Origin of the sequence: Kribbia dieselivorans NBRC 106261, assembly GCF_001552435.1 — a bacterium.
GTDB lineage: Bacteria > Actinomycetota > Actinomycetes > Actinomycetales > Dermatophilaceae > Kribbia > Kribbia dieselivorans.
In genome coordinates this window covers 1-11,604 of record NZ_BCRE01000075.1, presented here as the reverse complement: position 1 = coordinate 11,604, position 11,604 = coordinate 1, and the positions used below count along the sequence as shown (strand labels likewise).

The 11,604-nt window shown below is 68.6% G+C and carries 11 protein-coding genes; 1 reads left to right on the top strand and 10 read right to left on the bottom strand.

What is annotated here, in order from left to right; translation table 11 throughout:
- The 9 genes from pheA to KD1_RS07360 form a co-directional block, all read right to left on the bottom strand.
- The coding region (gene pheA / locus KD1_RS07400; RefSeq protein WP_068399796.1) for a prephenate dehydratase at nucleotides 1-960 on the bottom strand (960 nt) is incomplete at its 3' end.
- Nucleotides 961-1,024: 64 nt separating this feature from the next.
- A complete protein-coding gene (locus KD1_RS07395) occupies nucleotides 1,025-2,302 on the bottom strand; it encodes a glycosyltransferase 87 family protein (RefSeq protein WP_068399793.1) in 1,278 nt (425 codons plus the stop codon).
- A gap of 6 nt (nucleotides 2,303-2,308) precedes the next feature.
- A complete protein-coding gene (locus KD1_RS07390; protein WP_068399790.1) occupies nucleotides 2,309-3,220 on the bottom strand; it encodes a DUF5926 family protein in 912 nt (303 codons plus the stop codon).
- A 69-nt stretch (nucleotides 3,221-3,289) separates the two neighbouring features.
- Nucleotides 3,290-3,784 (bottom strand): ATP-binding protein, encoded by a 495-nt coding sequence (locus KD1_RS07385; RefSeq protein WP_083542238.1) that lies wholly within the window; start codon nucleotides 3,782-3,784, stop codon nucleotides 3,290-3,292.
- A gap of 142 nt (nucleotides 3,785-3,926) precedes the next feature.
- The gene (locus tag KD1_RS07380; RefSeq protein WP_245627316.1) at nucleotides 3,927-4,724 is read right to left on the bottom strand and encodes an enoyl-CoA hydratase/isomerase family protein; all 798 of its coding nucleotides are present in this window, start codon (nucleotides 4,722-4,724) and stop codon (nucleotides 3,927-3,929) included.
- On the bottom strand, nucleotides 4,721-6,355 hold the full coding sequence (locus KD1_RS07375; RefSeq protein WP_068399787.1) for an AMP-binding protein: 1,635 nt from the start codon (nucleotides 6,353-6,355) through the stop codon (nucleotides 4,721-4,723). Before KD1_RS07375 ends, KD1_RS07380 begins: the two co-directional genes overlap by 4 nt.
- 62 nt (nucleotides 6,356-6,417) lie before the next feature.
- Nucleotides 6,418-7,164 (bottom strand): SDR family NAD(P)-dependent oxidoreductase, encoded by a 747-nt coding sequence (locus KD1_RS07370; RefSeq protein WP_068399783.1) that lies wholly within the window; start codon nucleotides 7,162-7,164, stop codon nucleotides 6,418-6,420.
- Nucleotides 7,165-7,362: 198 nt separating this feature from the next.
- Entirely contained in the window at nucleotides 7,363-8,508 is a 1,146-nt protein-coding gene (locus KD1_RS07365) for an acyl-CoA dehydrogenase family protein (RefSeq protein WP_068399780.1), read from the bottom strand.
- A gap of 87 nt (nucleotides 8,509-8,595) precedes the next feature.
- The gene (locus KD1_RS07360; protein ID WP_068399777.1) at nucleotides 8,596-9,393 is read right to left on the bottom strand and encodes an enoyl-CoA hydratase-related protein; all 798 of its coding nucleotides are present in this window, start codon (nucleotides 9,391-9,393) and stop codon (nucleotides 8,596-8,598) included.
- Between the two features lie 307 nt (nucleotides 9,394-9,700).
- On the opposite strand from KD1_RS07360, the gene KD1_RS07355 reads away from it, so the two are divergent.
- Nucleotides 9,701-10,468 carry a TetR/AcrR family transcriptional regulator gene (locus KD1_RS07355; RefSeq protein ID WP_083542236.1) on the top strand — a complete coding sequence of 256 codons (768 nt, stop codon included), beginning with the start codon at nucleotides 9,701-9,703 and terminating at the stop codon, nucleotides 10,466-10,468.
- On the opposite strand, the gene KD1_RS07350 is transcribed toward KD1_RS07355, so the two are convergent.
- Nucleotides 10,454-11,604 (bottom strand): NAD-binding protein (locus KD1_RS07350; RefSeq protein ID WP_068399773.1); only part of this gene is annotated, 1,151 nt, incomplete at its 5' end. The genes KD1_RS07355 and KD1_RS07350 overlap by 15 nt on opposite strands.

The following is an 11,604-nucleotide window of genomic DNA, read 5'->3' as shown; positions in this document are numbered from 1 at the left end:
GGCGAGCCACGCCTGAGCCTCGCGGTGGGCCTGGTCGCTGGCGAACGGCGGCACCTGCGCCGCCCCGCCGTCGGCCCGCGGGTAGGAGCCGAGGAATCGCACCTCCGAGCACACCCGCTGCAGCCCCATGAGCGCTTCTCCGATGCGCGCGTCGGAGATGTGACCCTCGACGTCGATGGAGAAGCAGTACGACCCCATGCTCTCCTTCGTCGGGCGTGATTCGAGCCGCGTCATGTTGATGCCGCGAACGGCGATCTGCTCGAGCAGACCCATGAGTCCGCCCGGCTTGTCGAGGTGCTGGAAGAGCACGAAGGTCGTCTTGTCCGAGCCGGTCGGCGGCGGCACGCGGCCGGGGGTCGTCACCGCGACGAATCGGGTCACGGCGGCGCTGTTGTCGCCGATGTCCTCGGCGAGGATGTCCAGCCCGTGGACCTCGGCCGCGCCGCGGGCGCAGATGGCGGCGTCGTAGCCGGCATCCTCGTCGAGGTCGGCGGCGAGATCGGCGGCCGCGGCCGCGGTCGACAGGGTCGGCACGTAGGCGGCGTTGGGCAGGTGTTCACCGACCCAGCGGCGTACCTGCGCCCAGGCATGCGAGTGGGTGCCGATCCGGGTCACGTCCGCGAGCGCGACTCCGGGGCGCACGGCGATGACGAAGGTGACCGGCACGAGCACCTCACCGATGATCTCGAGCGGATCGCCGTTCGAGAGGGCGTCGAGGGTCGCCGAGACACCACCCTCGACGGAGTTCTCGATCGGCACCATCGCCCCGTCGAGGTCGCCCTCTCGCAGCGCGCGGAGGGCGGCGTCGACGGACCCGAAGGGGACGGCCTCGAACTCCGGCGGAGCGTCGCGCCAGGCCTGCAGGGCCATGTGCGTGAAGGTGCCCTCGGGGCCGAGGAACCCGGCGCGGGGGATGCGCCCGCCGGCGGCTTCGGCGTGGCTGGTGAGGTTCTGGCTCATCGGGTCTCCAAGGTCATCGGGTCTCCAAGGTCATCGGGTCTCCAAGGTCATCGGGTCTCCAAGGTCATCTGGTTTCCGAGGGGTGTGGTGCGGGAGCGCCGTCCGGGCTGCCGACGCGGTCGAGTTGCCGCTGGTCGAGGTGAGAGCGGGTGAACGCCCACCGCATCAGCACGAACGTCGCCAGCCCACCGAGGAAGAAGCCGTTCGTCAGGATGTGCCCGATGATCCGCAGTGGCCAGGCGTCGTTGAGCAGGGCGCTGCCCCACCACGGCAGCCGCAGCCAGAACCAGATCGTCAACGCGGCCGCCGCGATCAGGCGGGCGCGGTCGCGGCGGGGGTGGGGGCCGAGCAGGGCGAAGAACGCGACGACCATCCAGTGGTAGTGGTGCACCCACGCCACCGGCGAGAGCATGCAGGCCATCAGGCCCACCGCCGCGACCTCGGTGATGGTGTCACCGTTGAGCCAGGCGCGGCGCGCGAGCCCGAAGCCGTACACGCCGATGATGATGACGAGGATGACCCACAGGAGGTCCTGCAGGGTGCCCTCGGGCGTCAGCCGCAGCAACACGCCGCGGATCGACTGGTTCGACGGCCCGGCGTTCGGGCCCAGCCTGGTCGGGTCGGACATCGCGCCGCCCCAGAACGCGATCGACGCCGACGGCAGGATCGCCAGGGTCCCCAGCGTGACCGCGACGGCGGTGCCGATGGCGGTGAAGAGTTCACGCCAACGGCGGTTGATCGCGTAGTGGATGAGGAAGACGCCCGGGGTCAGCTTGATCGCCATGGCCAGACCGACGAGCACGCCGGCGGGCACGTGTCTGAGCACGCGCGGGCGCGGGGCGCGCAGGTCCATCAGGCAGGCGAGGACGATGAACGCGTTGACCTGACCGAAGCGCAGTCCCTCGTCGACCGGTTGGATCCACAGCATCGGAGCGGTGAGCAGGGCCACCGTCAGAAAGCGCCAGCGGCGGTTGCGGTGGATGATCCGGTAGGCGGCGTACCAGACGATGCCGGCGGTGGCGAGCACCTGCGCCCAGAACCACAGCCACCCGACGACCCCGAACGGCAGCCACGCCAGCGGGATCGCCAGCAGCGCCGCGAACGGCGGATACGTGAACGGCAGCAGCTGCGGTGGCTCGGTCAGGTACTCGTAGATCGGGCGGCCCATGAGCACCGAGCGGCCGGCCTCGCGGTAGACCTCGACGTCGACCTGCCACTGATCGGCCGGCCAGTGCCACATGTAGATGTAGATGGCCGGGAACGCCGCCGCGACGAGCACGATGACGCCGAGCACCCACGAACGCCACCGTTGCGCGGCGTAGGAGGACAGGGAGCGGTCCACGTCGGGTCAGCGCAGGGTCATCTGGCGGCTGAGCAGCCCGGACTTGGCACGGCGCTCCTCGGCGTTGAGCGGATCGGTCGTCGCCAAGGCGTCCCGGTAGCGCTCGAGAAGGTCGGCCAGCGGCGCGGCGAACGACTCGGGCTCGGCCTGGGGGTCGACCTCGATGACCGGCACGAGAAGGCCGGCGGAGCGGAAGGCACCCAGGAGCGTGGAGTTCTCGCCGAGCGCGTCGGTGCCGGCCGCGTGCAGGCGGGCCAGGGCGTTGGTGGCGGCGTCCTCGTCGTCGCCGAGCACGAGCCGGATGTACGTGCGGGCGCCGATGCGGCACCAGTACGCCGACGTCACGCCGGGCACGGCCACGGTCGGCACGATGACCTCGTTGGCCCGCTCCATCGACTCGGCGGCCTCGCCCTCGAGTTCGGCGCCATCGGCCCAGAAGTCGAAGCCCTCGTGGACAGTGACCTCGAGGGGGCCGTCGGTGTCGAGGAGGTCCTGGAGGCGGGGGGTCTGCTCGGTCGGGCTCGGCGCCGCCATGAGCGGCTCGCCCGGGTCGAGCGTCAGCGTGGCGAGGATGGTCGCCGCCAAGTCGCGGCTGGCGTCACCGCTGCGCGAGCCGGACTGCGCTCCGACCGTGATAGACCCGTCCTGGCGCCGCAGACCGGCCATCGACATGGGGAGCACGGACGCGACGGTCACCGTGGCCGGCACGTCGGCGTCGTCGGGCACCTCACCGGAGCCGCGCACGGCGGCGTCGTCGAGGGTGACCACGGCGCTGGCGGCCGGGAGGATCTCGTGGAGCGCGACCCAGTCGGTCTCACCGGGCAGCCCGTCGAAGGGCCGTCGCACGAACGGCACCGGCCCCGTCTTGATCCGCCGTGGGGCGTCGCCCTGCTTCTTGCGTCGAGATGCCTTACCCATGCTGGCAAACCCTAGTCTGCGCAACCGGGAGCGCCGTACACCCGGGCGGGCGGGTTGGCCACTCGTGGGTCAGGAGTTGACGCGGCGACGGGATGGACCGCCCAGGCAGGCCCACACGGTGGTGCCCTTGTCGGTTTCCTGGACACCCCACTCGTGCGCCACTGACCGCACGATCCGCAGGCCGCGACCGTTGGGGGCCCACACCTGTTGCTTGAGCGGCTTGGGGCTGCTCTGCTGCGATCCGCCGTCGGAGACCTCGATCTCGACGATGTCCCCCTTCGCCTTCCACTTCAGCCGCACGCTGTCGTCGGCCAGGGGCGTGGCGTGGCGCAGGGCGTTGGTGACCAGTTCGGAGATCACGAGTTGGGCCTCGTCGATGATCGTCGCGGAGACCCCACGCCCCTGCAGGTCGGCGGCGATGGCCCGGCGTGCGGCGGCCACGGTCGTCGGCGCCCAGGCGGCCCGCACGGTACGGCTCGACCCGACCCCGATCGGGCCGCCGAACTCGTCGAAACCGTTCGGAGCCTCGTCGATGGGCTGTGATGCCGGCGCGGCGTGCGTCATGACTCTCCTTGCGACTGATACTGCAAGGAGAACACACCGCGCCCGGTTCACGCGAGCGCCGACGGCCACACCCCGACGGGGTCGAGGTCGTAGAGGGCGCACCAACGCCCTCCACGACCTCGACTCAGCCGGTCCCTCATCCTCAGTGGCCCTGAAACTCCGCCGTGCGCTTGCCCAGGAACGCCTCGGTCCCCTCGGCCTTGTCGGCCGTGCCGTAGAGCACCGTCTGCGCGAGCAGTTCGATGACCTGGCCGGTCGGCTGCGCGGCGTCGAAGCCGGCACGGACGACGAGCTTGGCCAGCCGGACCGCGAGCGGACCCTTCGCCATGATCGTCATGGCCAGTTCACGGGCGCGCGGCAGGAGCGCGTCGGGCTCGACGACCTCGGTGACCAGCCCGTACTGCTCGGCCTGGGCCGCACCGACCAGGCGGCCGGTGAGGATGAGGTCGAGCGTGCGACCCACCCCGATCAATCGCGTCATCCGCTGCGTGCCACCCGCGCCGGGCAGCACGGCCAGGTTCGCCTCGGGCAACCCGAAACGGGCGTTGTCCGACGCGATCCGGAGGTCACAGGCCATGGCCAGTTCGCAGCCGCCGCCGAGGGCGAAGCCGTTGATCGCGGCGATCGTCGGCTTCTCGAAGGACTCGATGAGATCCATCGTGCGCTGCATCTCACCGGTCAGACCGGTGGTGAGGTCGTAGGTGCGCACTTCGGCGATGTCGGCGCCGGCGATGAACGCCTTCTCCCCCGACCCCGTGAAGACCACGGCACCAACGGTGTCGTCGCCCCGGAGCGCCGTGAGCGCGGTCCGCAGATCCGCGAGCACGGCTTCCGAGAGGGCGTTGCGCACGTCCGGCCGGTTGACCGTGATGAGCGCAACGCCGTCCGCGACGTCGACCAGCAGCGTCTCGAGGTTCTCCAGACCCTCCGGTGTGGTCACGCGAGTTCCTTCACGGCCGACTCACGCAGGTGGAACTTCTGGATCTTGCCCGACGGGGTGGTCGGGAAGACGTCCATGACGAGTACCTCTTCCGGCCAGTACTGCTTCGCGACGCCCTTGGCGGACAGGTACTCGCGCAACTTCGCCAGGTCGTAGGGCTCGACGCCGTCCTGCATCACGAGGCAGGCGCAGGCGCGCTCCTGCAGACGCGGGTCGGGGATACCGATGACCGCGACCGAACGGAAGTCCGGGTTCTCGTACAGGACGTTCTCGACGTACGCAACCGGGATGTTCTCGCCACCGCGGACGATGATGTCCTTGGTCCGACCGGAGATCGAGATGTAGCCGTCCTCGTCCATGATCGCGAGGTCGCCGGTGTCGAACCAGCCGTCCTCGGTGAACAGTTCGCGGGTCATCTCCAGACGGCGCAGGTAGCCGACGAACATGAACGCGCCGCGGGCCTGCAGTCGACCCTCGGTGCCCGGCGCGACCAGGTTGTTCTCAATGTCGACCGTGCGCACCTCCATGCCGGGGTACGGGAAGCCGTCGGTCGAGGTGACCTTCTCCTCCGGGTCACCGGGAGCACAGATGGTGATGAGGCCGTTCTCCGTCTGCCCCCACCCGCCGAGGATGGCCATACCCGGCAGCTTCTGTGCGCCCTCGCGGACGTAGGTGCGCGGGATGGGCGCACCCATGCAGCAGAAGCGCACGAGCGACTGCAGGCCGGTGGTGTCCTCCGGGAGGTTGCTGAGCAGGTCGTGCAGGAACGGCGTGGCACCGGAGGTGTAGCTGATCTTGTGCTCCTGCACCAGCCCGAGGAACTCCTGGGCGTTCCAGACGTCCTGCGCCACCAGGTGCAGGCCGTTCTGGATCGCCAGCCGGACACCGAACAGGAACCCGGTCAGGTGGGCGAACGTGGAGGCCATGTGAATGACCGACTCCTCGTTCAGACCCATGCGGTCCGGGATCCCGGCGTTGGCGGCGATCAGGGTGTTGTGCGTGTGCATGACACCCTTCGGCTCGCCGGTGGTGCCCGAGGTGAACATCAGCAGGGTGACGTCGTTGGGGTCGGGGCGCAGCGCGGCCAACTCGGCCGGGTCACGACGCTCCTCCCACGGGGTGTTGACGAACTCCTCCCAGGAGTCCTGCCCCTCCTTCGCGTCGACGACGAGCAGGCGCTCCAGCGAGGGCCAGTCACCACGCAGCGACTCCGCCATGGCGACGTAGTCGAACTTGCGGAATTCGCTCGGCACGACCAGCCACTTGCTCTCCGCGAGGCCGACCATGTAGCCGATCTCACGCTCTCGGTAGATCGGGATGAGCGGGTTGTTGACCGCGCCGATCCGCGTGCATGCCATGTGCAGGATCACGAACTCGATCCAGTTGGGCAGCTGGAAGGAGATGACATCGCCGGGGCGAATGCCGTTCTCCAGCAGGCCGAGCGCGACGCGGTCGCTCTTGGCCTTCAGCTCGGCATAGGTGATGTGCCCGCGCGAGTCGGTGACCGCGCGCCTGTCCGGTGTGCGGGCCGCCGCCTCGTCGAGGAGGTCGGTCAGCACGCGGTTCTGCCACAGCCCTTGGGCGGTGAAGTCGTCGATGGTGCTCTGCTCGAGGATCGTCTCGAAGGACATCGTTGTTCCTTGTCGGTCTGTCGAAGTAGAGGTGTTCGGCCTGTCGAAGAAGAGCTGTTCGGTCAGCTCATCACCAGGCCGCCGCTGACGCTGACGGTCTGGCCGGTCATGAAGGAGGCCTCGTCGGAGGCGAAGAAGGCCACCGCGTTGGCGATGTCCTCGGGCTGGGCGAGGCGCTTCATCGGGATGGCGCGGGTCAGGCCCTCACGCAGCTTGGGGTTCTCGCCGCCCATGGAGGCGAACAGCGGGGTGTCGGTCGGGCCGGGGCACACGACGTTGACGTTGATGCCGTTGCGGGCCACCTCGCGCGCCGCCGACTTGCTGAAGGCGATGACGGCACCCTTGGCACCGGCGTACACGGACTCGCCGGAGGAACCGACGCGGCCGGCGTCCGAGGCGAGGTTGACCACGTGGCCGTACTTCTGCTCGACCATGATCGGCAGGACGGCCTTGCTCGTGTTGAGCACGCCGACGTAGTTGATCGAGATGACCTGCTGCCAGAAGTCGGGCTCGGTCTCGAGGAAGGGCATGGCCTTGTCCCAGCCGGCGTTGTTGACGAGCACGTCGATGCGGCCGTGGGTCTCCTTGACCGCGGCGACCATGGCGTTGACCGAGGTGGCGTCGGTGACGTCGACGGCGTGGGCCTCGGCGCTCTGACCGATCTCGGTGGCGACGGCCTTGGCGGAGTCGGCGTTGAGGTCGGTGACGATGACCGTGGCACCCTCGGCGCCGGCCTTGAGGGCGATGGCCTTGCCGATGCCGCTACCGGCGCCGGTGACGATGACGATCTTGTCCTGGAGGCGTCCCATGTTCATGGTCCCTTTCTGCGTGAAGAGTTCTGCGTGAAGAGTTCTGCGAAGAGTTCGCGTGAGCAGTCGGTGGGTTGAGGGGTGGTGCTGGGGTGGTGCTGGGGTGGAGCTCAGGTGGTGCTGGGGCGTGTGGCAGTGCGGCGTGGCCGCGCCGTCATTGGCGCGGCCACGCGTCACATCACGCCGCCACGTGTCACATCACGGCGCGTACTGGCGCCCGAGGAGGTGGCGCGAGATGACGAGCTTGGAGACCTGCTCGGTGCCGTCACCGATCTCCAGACCGATGACGTCGCGCAGACGCTGCGCCATCTTGGCCTCGGAGGAGTAACCCACGTGGCCCAAGGTGAGCAGGCAACGGTGGATGACCTCGGCGGACAGCTTCGGCGCCCAGAACTTGGCCATGGCGGCCTCGGCGCTGTGCTCGATGTCCTCGTCCTTGCGCCAGAGCGCCTCGTAGCACACGTGGCGAGCGCCGCGAACGTACGTCGCGTGCTCGGCCAGCGGGAACGAGACTCCCTGGAACTTGCCGATCGGCTGACCGAAGGCCTCACGGTCACGGGCCCACTGCATGGCCTCGTCGAGCGACTGCTGCGCGGCACCGAGGCAGGCGAGCCCGATGATGGCGCGGGAGTAGTCGAAGCCCTGCATGACGGAGATGAAGCCGCCGCCGGGCTGGCCGATCATGGCGTCCTTGGCCACCTTGGTGCCGTCGAAGTGGATCGAGGCACGACCGATCGAACGGGCACCCAGGTCGTCGAAGGCCGACTTGGTAATTGTCGAGTCGGTCAGGTCGACCCAGAACGCGCTGATGCCGCGCGCACCCTCGCCGCCGGTGCGGGCCAGCACGACGCCGCGGTTGGCCGGCACGCCCAGGGTGATCGAGGTCTTCTCGCCGTGGAGGGTCCACCCGTCCTCGGTCTCGACGGCCTTGAGCTCCATCGCCGCCGCATCGGTGCCGTGACCGGGCTCCGTGATGAGGATGCACGGAATGGTGTCACCCGCGGCGATGCCCGGCAGCCACGCGGCCTTCTGGGCATCGGTCGCGTTGCGCACGATGACGTCGCTGATGAGCGCCGTGTTGATGATGAGGTAGGTCGCGTTGAAGTCCTGGCGACCCACCTCCTCGGCCGCGATTCCGGCGATGAGTGCGGTGGCCTCCTGACCGCCGTACTCCTCAGGGATCCGCAGACCCATCAGGCCCATGCCGGCCATGTCCTTGGCGAGCTGCGGACGGAACACCGCAGCCTTGTCGTCGGACTGGTAGTGCGGCGCCAGTACCTTCTCGGCGAACCGCGCCACCTCTTGGCGATAGGCCTCTTGGTCCTCGTCAAACCCGTAGTGCATTGGTCTTCCTGTCCCCTCGGGTGTCAGTTGGTCGTGGGCGCGGAGCGCCGTGCGCAGGCCTGGGGCCGATCAGTGCCAGTTGCCCGATCAGTGCCAGTTGACGTGCGGCGCAAAGTCCGGCGTGCGCTTCTCCGCGAAGGCCTTGGCGCCCTCCATGCCCTCGTCGGAGGTGGCGAAGGAGTCCAGCGCGGTCATGGCCATGTTGGAGAAGCCGGCCTGGTGGTCGGTGTCGGCGTTGAAGGACTGCTTGATGAACTTGATCGCGGTCGGGCTCAGGGCGTTGATCTCGGCAACCCAGGCGCGGGCCTCGGTCATGAGCTGGTCGGCCGGGACGACCTTGTTGACGAGGTTCATCTCCAGGGCCTCCTGCGCGGAGTACTGGCGACAGAAGAACCAGATCTCACGGGCCTTCTTCTCACCGACGACGCGGGCGAGGTAGGCGGTGCCGAAGCCGGCGTCGAAGGAACCCACGCGCGGGCCGGCCTGGCCGAAGCGGGCGGTCTCGCTGGCGATGGAGACGTCACACATGACCTGGAAGACGTGGCCGCCACCGATCGCGACACCGTTGACGGCGGCGATGACCGGCTTGGGGATGTCGCGGATGAGCTTCTGGAGGTAGCCGAGCTCGAACATGCCGTTCTCGGTCGGGCCGTAGTCACCCGTCTCGGCGCGCTGCTTGACGTCACCGCCGGTGCAGAAGGCCTTCTCGCCGGCGCCCGTGAGCACCACCGCGCGAACGGCCTTGTCGGCCCAGGCGAGGCGGAAGGCCTTGACGAGCTCGTCGATCGTCTTGCCGCGGAAGGCGTTGTAGCGCTCCGGGCGGTTGATCGTGATGTACGCGCCGCCGTTGTCGACGGTGTAGATGATGTCCTCGAAGTTCGTCATTTTCTCTCTCCTGTGAGTGGGGTGACCTGTAACGCTGGGCGTGGTGCGCTCGTCGTGGAGCGATCGTGTGGGCCAGGGGGGTGGCTCACCTGCGGTTGGGTCCGCTGCGTCTGCGCATGAACCCCTGTCCATTGAATTGTTATTCACTGAATAGTGGTTCACAGCGTAGGGTGATGTCAAGGGATTCGTGGAACTTCGATCCTCCGTGGAACAGTGGCGCTCCAGGGAACATCGACGCTCCGTGGAACTTTGACAATCCGTGGAACACCGACGATCCGTGGAACATCGACCAGGAAGGAGTGGCCCCATGGCCATCGCCCCCACCGATCCGCCGGCGAAGGTCCCGGCCCACGACCAGTTCGACGAGCTGTTTGAGGATTCGGACGACCAGGTTGAGGACTCGAGCGACCTGGACCTCAGGCCATCAGCCGAGCCCGACAGCGAGCCCGATGCCGATGACGCCGTGCGCGCCGAGCGCCGCGAGCGGTCCAAGAACCGGCGGATCCAGCGCCGACGCGCCCAGATCCTGTCGGCGGCCGCGCAGATCATGTACCGCACCGGGTACCACGAGATGTCGATGCAGGCCGTGGCCGCCGAGGCCGGGGTGAGTGTGGGCCTGATTTACCAGTACTTCGGCAACAAGCACGACCTGCTGCAGCGCGTCATCATCGACATCCTCGAGGACTTCCAGGTCCTGGTGCCGGCGGCCATGGACGCCGCGGGCAGCGATCCCGAAGCGCGGATCCGGGCCGGTTTCGACAGCTTCTGCCGCACCATCGACCGCAAGCGCAAGGGCACCCTGCTCGCCTACCGCGAGTCGCAAACCCTGACCAGTGAGGGTCGCCGGGAGCTTCTGCGCCTCGAGGACGAGACGTTGATCCCGTTCCGCGACGCCGTCTCGGAGGGGATTGCCCAAGGACTGTTCCGGGAGGTCTCCCCCTTCCTCGTCGCCCACAACCTCAAGATCATCGCGCACGGTTGGGCGCTCAAGCACTGGGATCTGGCCGACAAGGTCACGATCGACGAGTACATCGAGGCAGAACTGGATCTGGTCCTGACGTCACTGAAGGCGTGAACGACGCTCCCCCACGGCCTGACCGACCAGGCGACCGACCCAGGTCTGTGGGAGTCGCTCACCCGTGACGACGTAGTGCACGGCCGCGTCGTAGTGCCGCGTGGACCCGAGGTCGAAGAAGGCCCCGGCGGAGCCGGCCAGCAGGATCTGGTCCCCGAGGTGGAGGACCTCGTCGTCGCTCGGCGCGTAGATGATGCCATCGACCCGCGCGATCATCAGGGCAACGGCGGCAAGGCGGTCCTCGCGGTCGGCGGGGTCGCGGAGCAGGTCGCCCAGCGTCAACTCATGGCTCGTGAGCCACCGGGCGACGGCCGGCGAGTGGGCGGCATCGATGGTGATCCCGTCACGCATCGGAGTGCCGGCTCCGCAGGTGCCCACGATCCGGTCGCAGAGGTCGCGCGCCCACGTGTCGTCCTCGGTGACGGCATGGTCGACGAAGGTGCGGAACATCGGGGCGATGAGGCGGGCGAGGCTCTCCCTCGCGACGACGTCGGTGGCCACGAAGACGGAGTCGATATCGAGGGCCTGGGCCAGCGGGCCGGTGGACGGGTGCTGCTGGCGCACCGCCAGGTAGATGTCCGGCTCCTGCAGGCGGGCGTGCTCGGCCATGGCGAGGTTGTACGTGTCCGTGGGCGTGCCGGCGATGAACCCCTCGGCACCCGTCACGTCGGGGACTCCGTCGGCCGGATCGACCTGGGTCACATCGACCCCGCCGGTGGTGAGGTCACGGGCGACCTCATCGGCGAACTCGCCGGTGCCGGCGATGACCCAACGCCCACTGGCCGTCTGCTCATGCACCTCGGGCACCGGTGATCCGAGCGGGCTCATGAGCCACGTCACCAACTGATAGGTGTGTGGCCGCAGCAGGCTGAGCACGAGGTAGCCGCCGTAGCGATCGTGCGGGTTGACGACGGCGTCGGCGGCGAAGTCGCGCATGTGTTCCTCGACCGTGCGGTCGCCGCACCGGGCGATGACGGGCAGCTCCGGGCGGAGCAGTTTGGAGGTCATCACCATCGACAGGTTGGCGTGGTCGTCGTCGGTCAGGGCCAGCACCCCGACGCAGTGTCGGTGGCCGAGCCCGGCCAGCGTCATGACGCTCGGGACCGAGATGTCGGCGTCGAGCGAGGGCACCTCGA